This is a genomic window from Paenibacillus sp. J22FR21, assembly GCF_056269135.1.
In genome coordinates, this window is the sequence record NZ_JBWDNJ010000001.1 from 669,205 (window position 1) to 685,827 (window position 16,623).

The window sequence follows — 16,623 nt, forward strand, 5'->3', positions numbered from 1 at the left end:
GAGAGTTAGCATGAAAGACGAAAACTATTTAATGGAGTTAATTGAACGTATTCAACCACTCGATGTGGAACAAATTGCAGCAGCCCAGCTTCACTTGGATAATTTGACGAAACCTCCCGGCAGCTTAGGGAAGCTGGAGGAAATCGCTAAGCAAATAGCAGGCATAACGGGCGAAGTTACAGCCGATTTATCAAAACGGGCCGTTATTGTGATGGCTGGCGACCATGGGGTGTGCGAGGAAGGTGTAAGTGCTTTTCCCGCTGAAGTAACGCCTCAGATGGTATTGAATTTTCTCTCAGGCGGGGCATGCGTGAACGTCCTTGCCAGAGGTGCAGGCGCTGACGTGTACTGTGTGGATATGGGCGTGAATGCGGATTTGGAGCACCCGTCCTTGATTACGTGCAAAACCCGCAAGGGCACCGCGAACATGACAAAAGAGCAGGCGATGACGCGTGATGAAGCAGTCGCGGCTATCATAGATGGTTATCATTTGACGACAAAGCTTGCTGCTGACGGGTATCGCATGTTTGCTACCGGCGAAATGGGAATTGGCAATACGACTGCAAGTGCCGCGCTATGTGCTGTGCTTGGCAGCATGTCGGCAGATGAGGCAGTAGGACTTGGCACGGGAATTAATGAAGAGCGTCGTTTGCATAAGGTTGATGTGGTCAATCGGGCAATCGCGTGCAACATGCCTTCTCCTTCCGATCCGATTGGCGTATTGGCCAAAATAGGCGGGCTTGAGATTGCCGGATTAGTCGGCGTCATCCTCGGTGCAGCGGCTAGTCGCTGCCCGGTTATTATTGATGGTTTCATCTCTTCGGCTGCAGCGCTTGTTGCAGCCTCGATTGCACCACAATCGGCGGTGTATATGATCGGCTCGCATCTCTCGCAAGAGCAAGGACACCGCAAGCTGCTGGAACAGATCGGATTATCGCCGATGATTTATTTGGATATGCGGCTGGGTGAGGGGACGGGGGCTGTGCTCTGCTTCCATTTGGTCGATGCAGCACTTCGCGTGATGCGAGAGATGGCTACGTTCGAGAGCGCCGGGGTTTCGCGCGAGTAGCGGACTGCAATGCTTGTTGGACAAGAGATGGGGGAGAACATGGCGATATTCATTACCGGCGGTGCTCGGAGCGGGAAGAGCGGCTTCGCCGAAGCCTATGCGAAGAAGCTGGCTAAGCGGGGCATCTATATCGCCACATCTCAGATTTGGGATGAGGAGATGAAGGAACGGACCGACCATCATCGGGAATCGCGTGCGCTGTCGGAGTTTGCTTGGCAAACGATTGAGGAGCCTTACGAGGTGGCGGAGCTGCTGGAACGACTTGAGGCGGAAGCTGTGGTTGAAGGGCGAGTGCAGGGACTAGAGCAGGGGCAAGTGGGGGGGCAAATCAAAGGACAAATCAAAGGACAAATCAAAGGACAAATCAAAGGTCAAATTCATGAGCGTCCTGCCGTTCTTGTCGATTGTCTCACCCTGTGGTTGACGAATCAGATGCTCCGACTCGGTGAGTTTGACGCTACTGATGGGGAATCATTTCGATATGATTCCGAAGCGCTCTTAGCAGAGGTCAATCGACTTGTCGATGCTGTATCCGGCTTTACGGGTACGCTGCTGCTCGTCACCAACGAAGTAGGCAGCGGAATCGTACCTGCTTATCCGCTCGGACGCCGATTCCGCGACGAGGCAGGGCGAATGAACCGCAAGCTGGCTGCATGCGCTGAGCAGGCTTTTCTGGTGGTGGCCGGCATCCCGCTTGATTTGAAGGCACATGCTTTTGAGTTGGGGGAGGATTAGCGTGCTAATTCGATTCATGAAAGTACAGCTTCAAGCGCTCGGAACGGCGATGCAGCTGTTGACACGGATACCCGTGCCGGTTGTCATTCCATTCACTCCTCAGATGCTGGCACGCAGCGTCGTCTATTATCCGTTTGTTGGTGCAATCGTTGGCGGTATAGTCGCCGCTGCGATGACTCTTCTTCATGGTGCGGTACCGGCGATGCCGGCAGCTGTTATTCTGCTAATCGTCTGGATTATGCTGAGCGGCGGCTTACATCTGGATGGCATGATGGATACTGCGGATGGCGTACTGAGTCACCGATCTCGCGCGCGCATGCTGGAGATTATGAAAGACAGCCGAGTTGGCGCCATGGGTGTGCTTGCGGCAGTATTATTGCTATTGTTCAAGTTTACTGTCTTGTCAGAATTGATGGTTGGATCAGAGCTGAATATGCGTACCGTAGCGGCACTCGTGATTCTTGCTTGTTCTTGGAGTCGAACATGGGTAGTTATGGCGATGATTGGATGGCCTTTCGCAAGACCGCAAGAAGGGATGGCGGCTTTGTTTAAATCGGTTAGCATACGCCACGCTGCGGGGGCCGTGCTGCTGCAGCTGTTGCTTGTTGCCGTGGCTGGAATTGTTGCATATCCAGAGTTAGAGTTAGGGATGCTGCTCCTGCAAGGCGTAATTACGATTGTTGCTGGCGTTGTTCTCAGTGTATGGCTGTCACGCAAGCTGGGCGGACTGACAGGAGATACGTACGGGGCAATGGTTGAGATGATTGAAGCCTTGCTGTTGTTTAGTTTGATGCTGGTTGTGGTTTAACGGAGTTATGAGTTGATGCAAAGATTGCAACCGAGGGCGTTGAGCGCACTCGGTTTCTTTCTGTTCAAGTTGCGAATTTTGACGGTGAAAGCGGAAAGTCCCTATAATAGGACATATGAGATTGAGAGACAGGGGAACAAACGATGAACGAACGTAATCACAATCGAACGGTTCGTGCTCAAGAGCCGCTTCCGATTGACGGGCTTCTGCCTGAACTGCGGCAAGTGCTCGAAGAAAGGACTTCTGCTGTGCTCGTTGCCTCCCCTGGCGCGGGGAAGACGACACGAGTACCGCTTGCTTTGCTGGATGCGCCGTGGCTTCAAGGTCAGCGAATTCTCATGCTGGAGCCGCGGCGTTTGGCGGCTCGATCAGCCGCTCGTTATATGGCAACAGCGCTCGGCGAGCAAGTGGGAGGAACGGTTGGATATCGCGTGCGAATGGATACCAAAGTCGGACCGAATACCGTCATTGAGGTTATCACAGAAGGCGTTCTGACGCGGATGCTGCAAACGGACCAGGCACTTGAAGGCGTTGGACTCGTTATCTTTGACGAGTTCCATGAGCGGCATTTGCACGGAGACTTAGGGCTGGCGCTCTGTCTGCAAACGCAGTCCGTCCTGCGTGAGGAGCTTCGATTGCTTGTCATGTCGGCTACGCTGGAAGCAGAGCCTGTCGCCTCTTTGCTGGGTGACGCGCCTATGCTTGTGAGTGAAGGTCGCGCTTATCCGGTTGAGACCTTCTACGCGGCTAAGCCTGTATCCGGCAGAATTGAAGATGCTTCTGCGCGGACTGTAATGGAGGCGATGCGTCAGCATGAAGGTGATGCCCTCGTATTCCTGCCCGGAGCCGGTGAAATAAGGCGAGTCGAAGGGCTGCTGCGAGCTGCTCAATCGTCCTCTTCACTGCCTGGAGCGGAGTCGCTCACCATTATGCCGCTCTACGGCGCGCTGTCGCCGGAGGCACAAGATCGTGCCGTCGCGCCACCTTCCGCACCGGGCATGCGCAAAATCGTCCTCGCCACGTCGATTGCGGAATCCAGCGTCACGGTGCGCGGCGTGAGAATCGTGGTGGACGCCGGACTAAGCCGCGTACCGCGATTCTCGGCTCGGACCGGAATGGCGAGATTGGAGACGGTACCTGTCTCCATCGCTTCCGCAGATCAACGGCGCGGTCGTGCCGGGCGGGAGGCGCCGGGCTATTGCTACCGGCTGTGGACGGAGCAAGCCCATTACCAGCTGCAGCCGCAGAGCGATCCGGAGCTGCTCGGTGCCGACTTGGCGCCGCTCGCGCTGGAGCTGGCGATCTGGGGAATCGCAGATCCGGGCGAAGATTTGGCCTGGCTCACGAAGCCGCCGGCGGCCGCCTATTCGCAAGCGATGGAGCTGCTGCGCGAGCTGGAAGCTGTCGACGCGGATGGGAAGCCGACCGCTCACGGCCGTGAGATGGCGGAGCTTGGTATGCATCCGAGGCTGGCCCATATGGTGCTGCAGGCCAAGAAGCTCGGCCTTGGCCGCCTCGCATACGAGCTCGCGGCACTGCTGAGCGATCGCGACCTGCTGCGCCAATCGCGCAGCATCGACATGCGGCTGCGCCTGGATGCGCTGCACGGGCGGGCCGAAGGCGAGCAGCCGGACGAGGCTGCGGTGAAACGCATCGCAGCGGAGGCGAGAGAATGGATGCGCGCAGCGGGCATCCAAGATACGGCGCCGCAGCCCGTCGACAGCTGCGGCTTGCTGCTCGCGCTGGCGTATCCCGACCGCATCGCGCAGCGCCGCAGCGATGGCCGCTATCTGCTCCGCAGCGGCCGAGGCGCAGCTATTCAAGAGCTGCAGCCGTTATCGGGCTCGGCCTATCTGGCTGCAGCGGAGCTGGAGGATAGCGGGAGTGACAGCCGTATTCAGCTGGCAGCGCCGATTATGTTAGCGGAGCTTGAGCATGATTTTGCCGATCAGATCGAGACGGAAACGGAAGTAATATGGAACCGCCAGACGGAGTCCGTGCGGGCACGGCGCAGGCTGCGGCTGGGTGCACTGATCCTCAAAGAAATGCAGCTCACGGATGCGGATCCCACTCTTGTTGCAGAAGCGCTGCTTAGCGGTATCGTTGAACAAGGCTTGGAGCTGCTCCCTTGGTCGAAGCAGGCCCGTCAGCTGCAAGCACGGATTGCGCTTATGCATACGCACAATAGCAGCTGGCCTGATGTTTCGAGTGAGGCTTTAATTGCCACGTTGTCCGATTGGCTCTCACCGTATATTGGCGGTATGCGAAGTCGCAACGATCTGTCGCGGCTGTCTATGGTTACGCTCTTGGAATCGCTGCTCACTTGGCAGGAACGCTCGGAGCTCGATCAGGAGGTACCGACGCATATTACCGTGCCGAGCGGCTCGCGGATTCCGGTCGATTACAGCGATCCTGCAGCGCCTTTTGTCGCCGTTCGATTACAAGAGCTGTTTGGTTTGCAGCAAACGCCACGCATCGCAGGAGGGAAGCTGCCTTTGACGATCCATCTGCTTTCTCCGGCACAGCGTCCTGTACAGGTGACGCAGGATTTGGCTAGTTTCTGGCAGCATGCTTATTATGAAATTAAGAAGGATTTAAAAGGGCGTTATCCGAAGCATTACTGGCCGGATAATCCGCTCGAGGCAGAACCGACTAACCGCGCAAAGCCACGCCCTAAGAATTAAGGAGGTCTGCTGAATGACACTGACATTACTGGACAAGCTCGTTCTAGCTTATTTCATCATTATTAATGTGTACGTGTTCGCCTTAATGCGAGTTGACAAAACGCGCTCTGTCCGCGATCGCAGACATCGCATCCCCGAACGCCGATTGCTCGGAATGAGCGCCATTGGCGGAGCGCTCGGCGGATTCATCGCCATGCGGATGTTCCGTCATAAGACGAAGCATCCTTCATTTTCTGTCGGGCTGCCGCTCCTGCTCATTTTGCATATCGTTGTTGCGATTTGGCTGATCCGTACGGTGCTGTAACAGTCGAATCCTGTCTAAAATGGGATGGATTGACTCGGACGGTTTGGTTATGCTATAGTGGTCACTCGTGCTCCGCCCCGGAGCCATAGCTATTATCACATATTTTCAGACCAAGCCGCATGCGAATGCGGCTTTCGCCGCCTCCTGGTAAGCCTAAGGGGTATGGACGGTGAGAGCTGTTAATACGCTGCATCGAATGCAAGCGGCTTGCAGTCGCAGAGGGAGGTAACTGACATGACCGTTCAAAGTGCCTTTCAAGAAGAGGCTGCGCGCGTAGACGAAGTGCTGCTGCAAATTCGCAAACAGCTTCGCGAAATCGGACCGCGCTACACCGGCAATGATTTCACCGAGCAAATGTTGGAGCTGCAGCGCGAACAGCGGCAGCAACGGCTGGAGGTGGCCGAGCGAGAGCCTTACTTTGGCCGAATTGATTTTCAAGAGATGGTGCATCCTGCGCCGAAGCCGCTCTATATCGGCAAAGCAGGCGTTGCCCATGAGAAGTCGAATGAAGTGTTGGTCGTCGACTGGCGCGCGCCGGTGGCAAGTTTGTTCTATGCTTTCAGCGGCGGAGAAGCGCCTGTTACGTATGAATCGCCGGATGGCGATGTTGAAGGTACGGTGCATCTCAAACGCAATCTGATGGTCCGAGATGGGAAGCTAGAGCGAGTTGTCGACAGCTACGTGCGGGGTCAGGAAGAAGAGTCCGTCACGGATGAGTTTCTACTCTATCGGCTGGGTGAGAGCAAAGACAACAAGCTGCGCGATATCGTCTCGACGATTCAACAGGAGCAGGATCGCATCATTCGTACGGATAAAAATAAAGCTGTTTTCATTCAAGGGGTTGCAGGTAGTGGAAAAACAACCGTTGCGCTGCACAGGCTAGCTTATCTGCTGTATCGTTATGCAGGCGCTATCCGAGCTGAGCGCATGGTTATTTTCGCTCCGAACCGCATGTTCCTTGATTATATCTCCGGTGTCTTGCCGGAGCTGGGCGTTGGTGACATTCTGCAGACTACTTTTGCCGATTGGGCGCAGGAGCAGCTGCAGCATGAGGTTCGTCTGGATGAGGCTTATGATCCTTTCGTGTATTGGTTCGAGCAACCGAGAACGCGGGAAGAAATGGAGCATGCGCCGAGTCGCGTAAAGGGAAGTTTGGCTTTCAAGGCGTTGGTTGATGAGAAGCTGGCGTTGACCGAAGCTTCGCTTATTCCGGAACAGTCCTTCGAACCGATGCCCGACTGGAAGGTAACGCCGGCCATGATCGTCGAGTGGCTGTCAACGGACGATGCAAGCGAGCCATATATGAAGCGGCGCAGCCGGCTGGTTAGTCGGCTCAAGCGCTGGCTGGAGTCCGAATGGAAGACACGCAGACTGACTGACAGCAAGCTGAAGTCGCAGCTGGGTACGAAGCTGAATGCCTATGCGAAGAAGATTCCTTCGTATACGGCATCGCAGCTGTACAGCTCATTGCTGCGCGAGCCGGCCGTTCAAGAGCTGCTGCCTGCCAAGAGCACTGCAGCGATGATCAAAGCGTTGAAGCAGAAACTCGTTCAGCCGGAGGATCTGGCGCCGCTTGTATATATTCAGCTGCGGCTGTTCGGCTTCGAGCATTCGCCGTATGATCATATCGTCATCGATGAGGCGCAGGATTACTCGCCGTTCCAGCTTGAAGCGCTGAAACAGTGCCAGCGACAGCCGTCGATGACGGTGCTCGGGGACTTGCAGCAAGGGATTCACGGCTATGTCGGCATTCATAGCTGGAAGGAGCTGACTTCGCTGCTGCCGGATGACGATACAGGCTATTTTGAGCTCGATCGGAGTTATCGGTCCACGATGGAAATCATCGATTTCGCGAACCTGGTTCTCGGAGCGATGGGGACCGGCGTGAAGCCGGCTGTTCCTGTGTTCCGCAGCGGCGAAATGGTGGAAGTAACGAACGCTTCCACCGATGAGAAGCGGCTGACGATGGTCGTTGAAACCGTGAAGGAATGGCAGAAATCCGGCCATTACCGGACGATGGCCGTCCTTGGCAGAACGGCACGCTCCTGCGAGGGGATTGCCGGTAAGCTTGCTGAAGCAGGCATTGCAGCTTCACTCGTGCAAAGTAAGCAAGATGCCTACGGCGGCGGATTGACCGTCGTTCCTGCGTATTTGTCCAAAGGCCTCGAGTTCGACGCGGTGCTGATCGCGGACGCAGACGGAGACAGCTTCGGCAGCAATGATGCCAAACTGCTCTATGTAGCGTGTACTCGCGCGCTGCATAAGTTAAAGCTGCTCTACTGCGGCGAGTTAACATCATTGGTTTCCGAGCCGGTAGCTGCTGTATTGTGATTGTGGAAGGGCTGTCCCATTTGTCATCTGCTGATGACAGGGGGCAGCTTTTTTCGTTCGACGATTACGCCTACGCCACCATCTTCAAAATAAGAAAGAAAATGTTTCAACTTTTCTCTTTTTGCCGGGGAGCAATGCCGATAGTATGTGGAGAGAAGCTCCTAAACTGCAAGGCGTAAAGGAAGGGATGGGTGAACCATGAACACGGGCAAGAACATGAACAAATCCATGATTCCAGATGAACTAATTCCGTTGATGGACGATTTTGGCCGGTTGCTTCGCCTGCATGTGCCGCATCTCGTGCATGGACTTTATCTTCAAGGCTCGATTGCCCTAGGCGGATATCAAAGCATGAAGAGCGATATAGACTTCATTGTCGTGTTAAATCAAGCTGTCGTAGACGAGGAAGACAATGCGAAGATCACGGCTATACATGAGGAATTACATGTCATGCATCCGTTTCATCTGGCGGTTGAAGGGCTGTATACGAGCTTGTTCCATCTGAGCAAGAAAGCGGAACCGGCTGGGGAGACTTTTCCTCGACTGACCCACGGAGGGAAACAAAGCTTGCATACCGGCTATGTTGACGCCACATCGGCATGGATTTTGAGGGATCACGGCATTGCGGTATTTGGCCCTGAAGCGGCTGAACTCGATATCGTCGCGGAATGGGATGAAATTCGCGCGGCTATGAACTATAATTTGAACGTCTACTGGGCAGGAAAAGCCACTCGAGCAGAGCTCTATATGGATGAAGAATGGATCGATTTCGCTGTGCTGACACTCGCTAGAATTGTCTACACCATGGAGCACCGCAGCATGATTACGAAGCTTGAAGCGGGTCAATATCTACTGCAGCAGCAGGAGCAAAGTCAGTGGCATCGCGTTCTACGGGAGGCTGTTCAGATTCGCAGCGGCGGCGGTGTCGAGGGGACGTTGTACAACACGGATCTCGAACGTGCACAAGAGGTGTTGCAATTTGTGCTGACTACGATTGCGGAAAGCAACTCGAAATATCATTTCTAATAGTCCGAACACGGTTTTCGGCAGGACAGCCTGAGTCGAATTATGCTATGCTAATGTCTTGAGTGTCAGCTTGACTGACGGGTTCGCAGATTACATCAGCTAAAGGGGCTCACATACCGGATGGATTTTATCGTTGAATATTTATCGTTTTTTGTTATACAAGGTGAAGGCGGCGACAACAGCGCAGCGAAGACGTTTAAACATTTTCAAACCTTGGATCGTTATGATTACGCAGAGAGCGAGCTGAAGGCTTTCCTGGATGGGGAATTCACGCGTATCTGTAAAAGAAAGGCAGATCGTCATCCAAGCACGGAAGGCGCGCCGACCAAAATCGGCCGTTTTATCGTGGAGCCCGGCTACGAGCTGGACAGCAATCCGAACTATAATACGTTTCAGCGGCTCCGTGCTTCCGCTTCTGCGTCAGAGTTTCACGGCTTCGCCGATGAGCTCGTTCGCCTCTATATGGAAGCGGCCGCTGTGCGAGGCGGTGCTTTATTGGTGGTGCATGCCACGCCGAATCGTCACACGGATGAGCCGCTGATCTTCGTATTGAAATGTGATTTTGAGCCGAAAATCGCCAGAATTACGGATGAGCATAACCTGATTTCGCATGTCGAAATGGCGATCAGCGCACGTAATATGAAGTCCATTCAATATCCATTCATGCCGGAGGACGGCATGCTGGAGCCGTGGGAGCTGAAGATTCATCAAGCGTCGCATGCCCGATATTTTGAGGATTTTCTTCGTTTTGTCAGCTATGAGAAGGCAATGCCTGAGCTTATGAGCGAGCAGATGCTGACGATGGTTCATGAGTATATGGAAGATAAATGGCAGGGGCATGTGGGTGAAGAGCGGCAGCAAGAAGAGAATCAGTTCGAAATTTGGGCGGCTAGTGAGAAAAGGGAGCTGCAGCAGTCCTGGGATCAGGAGCGGGTTGTTGCCGCAGCGGAGCGTCTGGTCGAGCAACAGCCGAACCTAAGTGTAGCGTTTAAATTAGGCGATGTTTCTATTAAAGGACCGCTTGCCGAGTTTGGGCAATCGATTCATTTTGCAACCTATAACGGCCGTTATATTGCACTTATTGAAGGGGATGCGTTCCAATTCGATCGCAGCATGTCACCGGTCGAATTGCTGCAGCCGCCGGATTTGCTGGAAGTGCTCGAAGTGGTCGGACGGAAGAAAGAAAAGGCCGATACGAGCAAGCATGATTTGCCATACTAAAACCGATTATTATGAAGGTAGTTAGGGGCTTGGGATGAGTCGTCGTATCTCCTATTTCATCGCAGCTGTGGTGCTTATTGTCCTGGGTTTGTCCGTTCGGCACTTCGGAGATCGCCTGCCTAGGTTTGTTGCGGATCACGCCGGCGATGCCCTTTGGGCAGGTATGATCTATGTTGGCTGTAGAGCCTGTTTGGTTCGACAACGCGCTTCGATTGCAGCCGGTATAAGCTTCCTATTCTGTATGGCGATTGAATTCAGTCAGCTGTATCTGGCAGATTGGATTCATACGCTGCGCTCGACGGTCATTGGCGGATTGGTGCTGGGGCAAGGATTTCTTGCCATCGATCTAGTTCGATATACCGTAGGCATCGCTATCGTATATGGAATTGATAGTGGTCTCCGTGCGAACAGCGGACGACGAAGGAACAAGAATGTCGCATATAAGGGCGATCTGTAAGCATTGTGCTTACAGGTCGTTTTTTATTGTCCGAGGGGTAGGCAGGTTGCTAAGGTTATCCTTAGATCGCTACAATAGAGGAAAATGATCCCAGGGAGGACGACTGTCATGAATCGGGGAAAATCGGTTGCAATCGTAACGGGTACGTCGCGAGGAATCGGTGAAGCAGTGGCGCTGGAGCTGTTAACGGATGGCTATGAGGTTTATGGATTATCACGATCGGAATCAAGCTTGCTCGCTGGACGGGACCGATTCATATCTATACAGTGTAATGTGGCGGATGCAGAAGCACTGGAGCAAACGATTAATCAATTGTTTCAGGAAATTGATGTTGATCCAGAAATAAGCGAACTATTGCTCATTAATAATGCCGCGATGCTGGAGCCGTTAAAACCGATTGACGCCATCAGCGCTTCGGAAATGGCTGCGCATATACAGACAAGCCTACTGGCACCGATGCTGCTCTGCGGCCGATTTATTCACCATACACGTGCCTTAACGACGCTCCGCCGCAAAACGATCATCAATGTAACTTCAGGTCTTGCCGAATACTCGGCACCTTCCATGAGTATGTATTGCAGCGGCAAGGCGGCACTCAATATGCTGACACGGTGTATTGCCGATGAGCAGCGGGATGAGACGAATCCGGTACATGTGTTTGCGTTTGATCCCGGTATGACCGATACTCAGATGCAAACCATTGCTCGTGGACGGGACAAGATGGATTTTCCACTACAAACCTTCTTCCAAACTAGCTATGAGCAAGGAAAACTGCGTTCCACAGCAGAGGTGGCGGCAGAGCTGATTCGATTGCTGGGAGAGTCACATCAGAGCGGGAGCGTTCTGCGCGCATTCGCGAATGAGCGATAGCTGTTCATATTTTGTTCATGGAACGGCCTTATAATAAGCGCATGAACGAGTAATTCATAGACCGGAGATGATCACCATGACCAAACTGCTTATCGTTGATGACGATCCCCATATTCGTGAACTGATATCGCTGCTGCTCGCTGCGGAAGGCTTTGAGATCGTGGAAGCGGGCGACGGGAGGGAAGCACTCACGGTTCTTGAATCCACGCAGGTACAACTAGTCATTCTGGATGTAATGATGCCGAACATGGATGGCTGGGAGCTGTGCAAGGAGATACGCGATGGAATGGAGCTGCCTGTTCTGATGCTGACGGCAAAAGGAGAGACCAGCCAGAAAGTAAAAGGGTTCGAGCTTGGCGCAGACGATTACCTCGTGAAACCGTTCGAACCGCTTGAGCTGGTGGCTCGAGTGAAGGCGCTGCTGAAGCGTTATCGCATTGCAACTTCACAAACGGTGCAAGCCGGCGGCGTTATATTGAATCGGTCAACCTATTCGGTGACGGTTGAAGATTCCACGATGACCCTGCCCATGAAGGAATTTGAATTGCTGTTCAAATTAGCAAGTTACCCAGGCAAAACCTTCGCGCGCGAGCAGTTGATCGAACAGCTCTGGGGTTACGATTACGAAGGCGATGAGCGAACGGTGGATGTTCATATTAAGCGTCTCCGCGAGAAGTTTCCCGAGGAACAGAGCCGGTTTCGCATTCAGACTATACGTGGCCTTGGTTATCGGCTGGAGGTATAGTCATGCCGAAATGGAAGAGATTCCTCATGGTTCTAGCAGGTGTTTTGTTGATGAATACCGCCATCTATACGTGTTATACGGTTGCTTTCACCATTGTTTCCTATACGAAAGAGAAGCGGAATCATTCAGCCGTGACTTCGGCTATGCTTCATGAAGTGGAGCTTATCGCCATTACACTAGCTAACCGAGAGCAAGTATCGGAATGGAACGGCGGCTTGGAGTCGCTGTCGAGCAGCAAGGGATATCGGTTTATTATGGTGGACGCTGCCGGTGATGAGAAGCGTATCGGTGAGCTGCATGATAGTGGCGGCAAAGCTGTCGAGACTACGATTGAACGGGATTATACGACTAAGGTGCTTGGCGGAGGAAGCGTCGAAGATGTGGAACGCAGCCATTTTTTTACCAAGGGGCTTGCAATGGTGGGCATACCTGTTGATATTGGCGGCAAACGCTACGCTCTCTTCGCTGAACGAGTAGCTCCGAGCATGTACGCCGGATTGTGGCAGCAGCTATTTACGGTGTTCCTTGGTTTCTTGCTCTTGTTTATCATTTTGTTTATTATTGGCCGACCTTGGAAGCAAAGGGAAGGTTTCAATCTCTATATTTCCGCGATTCGTCGAATGGCGAAAGGGGATTTCTCCGTCACGATTAAATTGCCGAAGCAAATGCGCGGTGAATTCAGTGAGCTGGCCCATAGCATTAATGATATGGCTGCGGAGCTGAGTCAGATGGAGCAGATGCGGCAAACGTTTATCTCCAACGTGTCGCATGAAATCCAATCTCCGCTGACGTCCATTCGAGGTTTCGCGCGCGTATTGCAGCAAACGAATCTGGAAGAAGAACAGCGCCAGCACTACGCGAGTATTATCGAGACCGAGAGTGTTCGTCTCTCCCGATTGAGCGATAACTTGCTGAAGCTCACTACATTGGAGGCGGATCAGCAGCCAATGCGGATGAAGCCCTTCCGGCTTGATCAGCAGCTGCGATCCACGATTCTGGCCTGTGAGCCGGTATGGACGGAAAAAGATTTGCTCATGGATGTGAATCTGGATGAAGAGGTCACTTTTATTGGAGATGAAGAACTGCTATCGCAGGTGTGGACGAATATGCTCGCCAATAGCATGAAGTTCACGCCGGAAGGCGGCAGCATTTCAATAGAAGTCAAGAGGACAAACGGCGGAGCGAGCGTCTGTATCTCGGATAATGGCGTGGGTATCTCTGAGGAGGACCTTCCTCACATCTTCGAGCGTTTCTTCAAGGCGGATAAAGCGCGCAGCCGTATGGCTGGAGGCAGCGGACTTGGATTATCCATCGTGAAGCGAATCGTCGAGATGCACGGCGGGACGGTCACCGCAAGCAGCAAACCCGGAAGCGGGACTACCATTACGGTGTTCCTGCCGGATGCAGCGGTTAAGCAACAATAGGGACTGGGTGAAGAGAGGTTGCGACGTCATTATGTGACGGTTGCGGCTTCTTTTTTATTTCCAGTTTTTCCTATGGCTGTTATACTGGGAGGATACTTGTAGAGTATTTATTTACCATTGAGATGAGGGTTTAAAGGATGATAACGATTCAAGAAGTAAATAGAAGTAACTGGTTTGCCTGCACACAGCTTCAAATTAGTGAAGAGAATGGGCAGCGATTTATCGTTCCCATCGTCTATTCAATCGCCGAATCCAAATACGAGGAGCATCTAAAACCTGTAGCGATCTATAACAATGAAACTGTCATCGGATTTAGCATGTATTGTCGGGACCAAGATGACGGTCGCTATTGGATTTACGTGTATATGATCGACGAGAACTATCAAGGGCAGGGATACGGCAAAGCAGGATTGAAACAATTACTCCAACACATGAAGGAAACGGAAGACATAGATGAAGTACTAATCGGTCACAAACCGGACAATGAAAAGGCTGGATATCTGTATGAAGCTGTAGGCTTTAGGCAGAACGGTCAAATTATTAATGGGGAAATCATCAGGACTTATCGATATGGAATTTAACCTTAGGATCCAACTATGCACAATGGATGATTTAGAGCTGCTTGCCGCACTAAATAAACAGCTTATTGAAGATGAGAAACACGATAACACGATGGATATTGAGCAATTGAAGGATCGAATGAAGCATTTCATTGAAACGGACTATATAGCATATAAGTTTGTGGCGAGCGATGAGGTTAGAGGTTATGCACTGGTTAATCATAGTCAGTCGCCGCTTTATTTAAGGCACTTTTTTATATGCAGGAAGGATAGAAGAAACGGATACGGGAAATTGGCTTTCGTGAAATTGACTGAATGTTTAAACACCAAGGAAATGGATTTAGAAGTCATGCACTGGAATGAGGCAGCTCATCATTTCTGGAAGTCACTGGGGTTTAAAGAACGAAGTGTATATATGAGGTTGGAGAGTTCGGGAAAGTAAGTTCAGAATAAAAGGAGCCCCTCACATGATCACCATTCAAAAGGTTGAATACGAGCAGAAATCTATTCTGCGCAATATATTGGAGCTGTATCGATACGATTTTAGCGAGTTTTTTCCGGAGGATGATCTCAATCCCCAAGGGTTGTATGAGTATAAATACTTCGATCATTATTGGACGGAAGAGGGAAGATTCCCTTTCTTCATTAAAGTGGATGACAAGCTGGCAGGGTTTGCGCTTGTGAGAGAGCTCGGCATCAATGACAAGCATGAGAAGATCTATTGGATGGCAGAGTTTTTTGTATTGAAAAATTATAGACGACTGAAAGTCGGACAATCTGCTGCATACGAGCTGTTTAATCGCTTCCCGGGTTGGTGGAAAGTGGCTCAAATCGAAGCGAATGTACCTGCAAAAGCTTTCTGGAGGAAGACCGTAGACGGCTACACGAACGGAGCTTATGAGGAAATCAAGGAAGCCGACTGGAATGGTCCGATTCAGACGTTCTCATCTCTCAATAAGAGGGAGAATCTCGCGGTAGAGAGTTTGGCGAGCACCCCCCAGATACTAATAGGCTCAGCGGATGATGCAGCCTATGTGAGAAATAAACTAATCGAGTTCAATGCTAAGCACGTGCCAAGTGGCCGCTATGAAGAAGTTAATTTATGCTTGAAGGATGATAAGGGCGAGATTATTGCGGGGCTTAACAGTGCGGTCTGTTGGAACTGGATGGAAATTGATATTTTATGGATTCAAGACGACAGACGAGGGCAAGGGCTTGGTAAGAAGCTATTGGAAGAAGCAGAGCAGATCGCAAGAGCGAAGGACTGTACGTTTATTAAGCTAAATACGTTCAGTTTCCAAGCCCCCGAATTCTATAAGAAATACGGATATCAGGTAATTGGAATTATCGAGAATGCTCCGGAAGGCAATAAACATTATTACTATAAGAAGGACCTGGACTAATTTCCGGATAGAAGGTGTTTACATGGAAGAAATCAAAAGCATTTTAATAAGCAAATTCGAAGAAATCGAGCGACGGATGCTCTCCGTTCTCGAGCAGCTTAATGATGATGAAGTCAATTGGCGACCGAATGATGTAAGCAATAGTATCGCGAATTTGATCGTACATATCAACGGCAACATTAATGAAAGAATCTTGAACGGCATTCTTGACCGTAACGCTGTGAGAAACAGAGATGAAGAATTTGAAGATTTGTATCGAACGAAACACGAACTCCTCGCTATCGCACATGAGTCTTTTCAGTTCACGATTGATACGATTAAAGGTTTAACGAAAGAAGATTGGTACAAAACGCAGGTCGTAAGAAACAAGGAAAGAACCCATCTGGAAGTGCTTATTCAATGTGCCGCTCATTTCTCGGAACATCTGGGACAAGTATTTTATATTGCAAAGATGATCAAAGATACGGAGTATGTAACGACATCGATCCCGAAGAAGAACAAGTCTTAAGTTGAATCCGTCGCCGAAGGAGATTAACACGATGTATGCTCATAGACCGCTTCTCAAGGAAGACCTTGAAACGATAGGAACATCCATGAAACCTAAGAAGGAACCGCAAATCGGTATGGCGGGAAGGATGTGTAGTGATATTATCAATTAGAAGATTGATCGTACTTGTATTTACTGTTGCAATCATAGTTATGATTTGGAATTTGTATTCATCTTCTACCTACGAGCTAGCTAGAGTTAAACAAGTCAGTGAAGATGAGATCACTGTAGTGAATTTAGGGAAAAGAGAACGAACAATAGAGATACCTATAGACATTTCAAAACTAATTGAAGTAAACAAGGATTACATCATTTCCTATGAAAAGAGATTCGGGGACAAATACAGACTTAAATCTATTCATCCTGCTTACAAATAACCCGATATGCAGCAGCAGTTTCAACTTTGATTGGAGTGAATCAGTTTGCCAGCGAATGTCAC

The 16,623-nt window shown here is 51.2% G+C and carries 16 protein-coding genes and 1 pseudogene; all 17 read left to right on the plus strand.

Translation table 11 applies throughout. The annotated features are described in order from the left end of the window. Positions 1-10 precede the first annotated feature (10 nt). The 17 genes and pseudogenes from cobT (at position 11) to AC0YNS_RS03470 (ending at position 16,145) form a co-directional block, all read left to right on the plus strand. Positions 11-1,069, plus strand: coding sequence for a nicotinate-nucleotide--dimethylbenzimidazole phosphoribosyltransferase (gene cobT, locus AC0YNS_RS03390; RefSeq protein WP_475779609.1), 1,059 nt, complete (start codon positions 11-13; stop codon positions 1,067-1,069). Positions 1,070-1,108: 39 nt separating this feature from the next. After that, positions 1,109-1,804 (plus strand): bifunctional adenosylcobinamide kinase/adenosylcobinamide-phosphate guanylyltransferase, encoded by a 696-nt coding sequence (locus AC0YNS_RS03395; protein WP_475779610.1) that lies wholly within the window; start codon positions 1,109-1,111, stop codon positions 1,802-1,804. A gap of 1 nt (position 1,805) precedes the next feature. Beyond that, on the plus strand, positions 1,806-2,612 hold the full coding sequence (gene cobS / locus AC0YNS_RS03400; protein ID WP_475779611.1) for an adenosylcobinamide-GDP ribazoletransferase: 807 nt from the start codon (positions 1,806-1,808) through the stop codon (positions 2,610-2,612). A 143-nt stretch (positions 2,613-2,755) separates the two neighbouring features. After that, positions 2,756-5,296 carry an ATP-dependent helicase HrpB gene (gene hrpB, locus AC0YNS_RS03405; protein WP_475779612.1) on the plus strand — a complete coding sequence of 847 codons (2,541 nt, stop codon included), beginning with the start codon at positions 2,756-2,758 and terminating at the stop codon, positions 5,294-5,296. A 13-nt stretch (positions 5,297-5,309) separates the two neighbouring features. Further along, positions 5,310-5,600: a DUF1294 domain-containing protein gene (locus AC0YNS_RS03410; protein WP_475779613.1), complete on the plus strand. Its 291-nt coding sequence runs from the start codon at positions 5,310-5,312 to the stop codon at positions 5,598-5,600. Positions 5,601-5,834: 234 nt separating this feature from the next. Beyond that, on the plus strand, positions 5,835-7,931 hold the full coding sequence (locus tag AC0YNS_RS03415) for a HelD family protein (protein WP_475779614.1): 2,097 nt from the start codon (positions 5,835-5,837) through the stop codon (positions 7,929-7,931). Positions 7,932-8,129: 198 nt separating this feature from the next. After that, the gene (locus tag AC0YNS_RS03420; RefSeq protein WP_475779615.1) at positions 8,130-8,957 is read left to right on the plus strand and encodes an aminoglycoside adenylyltransferase domain-containing protein; all 828 of its coding nucleotides are present in this window, start codon (positions 8,130-8,132) and stop codon (positions 8,955-8,957) included. A gap of 120 nt (positions 8,958-9,077) precedes the next feature. Next, entirely contained in the window at positions 9,078-10,178 is a 1,101-nt protein-coding gene (locus AC0YNS_RS03425) for a DUF3900 domain-containing protein (protein ID WP_475779616.1), read from the plus strand. A gap of 34 nt (positions 10,179-10,212) precedes the next feature. Then, on the plus strand, positions 10,213-10,635 hold the full coding sequence (locus AC0YNS_RS03430; RefSeq protein WP_475779617.1) for a ribosomal maturation YjgA family protein: 423 nt from the start codon (positions 10,213-10,215) through the stop codon (positions 10,633-10,635). Positions 10,636-10,743: 108 nt separating this feature from the next. After that, on the plus strand, positions 10,744-11,505 hold the full coding sequence (locus tag AC0YNS_RS03435; RefSeq protein WP_475779618.1) for an SDR family NAD(P)-dependent oxidoreductase: 762 nt from the start codon (positions 10,744-10,746) through the stop codon (positions 11,503-11,505). A gap of 76 nt (positions 11,506-11,581) precedes the next feature. After that, positions 11,582-12,250, plus strand: a complete 669-nt coding sequence (locus tag AC0YNS_RS03440) for a response regulator transcription factor (protein ID WP_475779619.1) — start codon at positions 11,582-11,584, stop codon at positions 12,248-12,250. Between the two features lie 2 nt (positions 12,251-12,252). Further along, positions 12,253-13,674: a HAMP domain-containing sensor histidine kinase gene (locus AC0YNS_RS03445; protein WP_475779620.1), complete on the plus strand. Its 1,422-nt coding sequence runs from the start codon at positions 12,253-12,255 to the stop codon at positions 13,672-13,674. A 137-nt stretch (positions 13,675-13,811) separates the two neighbouring features. Further along, entirely contained in the window at positions 13,812-14,255 is a 444-nt protein-coding gene (locus tag AC0YNS_RS03450) for a GNAT family N-acetyltransferase (protein WP_475779621.1), read from the plus strand. 22 nt (positions 14,256-14,277) lie between these two features. Continuing rightward, a complete protein-coding gene (locus AC0YNS_RS03455) occupies positions 14,278-14,676 on the plus strand; it encodes a GNAT family N-acetyltransferase (protein WP_475779622.1) in 399 nt (132 codons plus the stop codon). Between the two features lie 25 nt (positions 14,677-14,701). Next, positions 14,702-15,091: pseudogene (locus AC0YNS_RS03460) on the plus strand (GNAT family N-acetyltransferase); the annotation flags it as partial. Positions 15,092-15,217: 126 nt separating this feature from the next. Beyond that, positions 15,218-15,637, plus strand: coding sequence for a GNAT family N-acetyltransferase (locus AC0YNS_RS03465; RefSeq protein WP_475780096.1), 420 nt, complete (start codon positions 15,218-15,220; stop codon positions 15,635-15,637). Between the two features lie 22 nt (positions 15,638-15,659). Continuing rightward, positions 15,660-16,145 carry a DUF1572 family protein gene (locus AC0YNS_RS03470; RefSeq protein ID WP_475779623.1) on the plus strand — a complete coding sequence of 162 codons (486 nt, stop codon included), beginning with the start codon at positions 15,660-15,662 and terminating at the stop codon, positions 16,143-16,145. The last annotated feature ends 478 nt before the right edge of the window (positions 16,146-16,623 follow it).

Excerpts from the sequence above, each read along its gene's own strand:
- AC0YNS_RS03450 (WP_475779621.1), top strand. The coding sequence starts at position 13,812 with ATGATAACGATTCAAGAAGTAAATAGAAGTAACTGGTTTGCCTGCACA.
- AC0YNS_RS03470 (WP_475779623.1), top strand. The coding sequence starts at position 15,660 with ATGGAAGAAATCAAAAGCATTTTAATAAGCAAATTCGAAGAAATCGAG.
- cobT (WP_475779609.1), top strand. The coding sequence starts at position 11 with ATGAAAGACGAAAACTATTTAATGGAGTTAATTGAACGTATTCAACCA.
- AC0YNS_RS03410 (WP_475779613.1), top strand. The coding sequence starts at position 5,310 with ATGACACTGACATTACTGGACAAGCTCGTTCTAGCTTATTTCATCATT.
- hrpB (WP_475779612.1), top strand. The coding sequence starts at position 2,756 with ATGAACGAACGTAATCACAATCGAACGGTTCGTGCTCAAGAGCCGCTT.
- AC0YNS_RS03395 (WP_475779610.1), top strand. The coding sequence starts at position 1,109 with ATGGCGATATTCATTACCGGCGGTGCTCGGAGCGGGAAGAGCGGCTTC.
- AC0YNS_RS03425 (WP_475779616.1), top strand. The coding sequence starts at position 9,078 with ATGGATTTTATCGTTGAATATTTATCGTTTTTTGTTATACAAGGTGAA.
- AC0YNS_RS03455 (WP_475779622.1), top strand. The coding sequence starts at position 14,278 with ATGGATGATTTAGAGCTGCTTGCCGCACTAAATAAACAGCTTATTGAA.
- AC0YNS_RS03445 (WP_475779620.1), top strand. The coding sequence starts at position 12,253 with ATGCCGAAATGGAAGAGATTCCTCATGGTTCTAGCAGGTGTTTTGTTG.
- AC0YNS_RS03435 (WP_475779618.1), top strand. The coding sequence starts at position 10,744 with ATGAATCGGGGAAAATCGGTTGCAATCGTAACGGGTACGTCGCGAGGA.
- AC0YNS_RS03420 (WP_475779615.1), top strand. The coding sequence starts at position 8,130 with ATGAACACGGGCAAGAACATGAACAAATCCATGATTCCAGATGAACTA.
- AC0YNS_RS03440 (WP_475779619.1), top strand. The coding sequence starts at position 11,582 with ATGACCAAACTGCTTATCGTTGATGACGATCCCCATATTCGTGAACTG.
- AC0YNS_RS03430 (WP_475779617.1), top strand. The coding sequence starts at position 10,213 with ATGAGTCGTCGTATCTCCTATTTCATCGCAGCTGTGGTGCTTATTGTC.
- AC0YNS_RS03415 (WP_475779614.1), top strand. The coding sequence starts at position 5,835 with ATGACCGTTCAAAGTGCCTTTCAAGAAGAGGCTGCGCGCGTAGACGAA.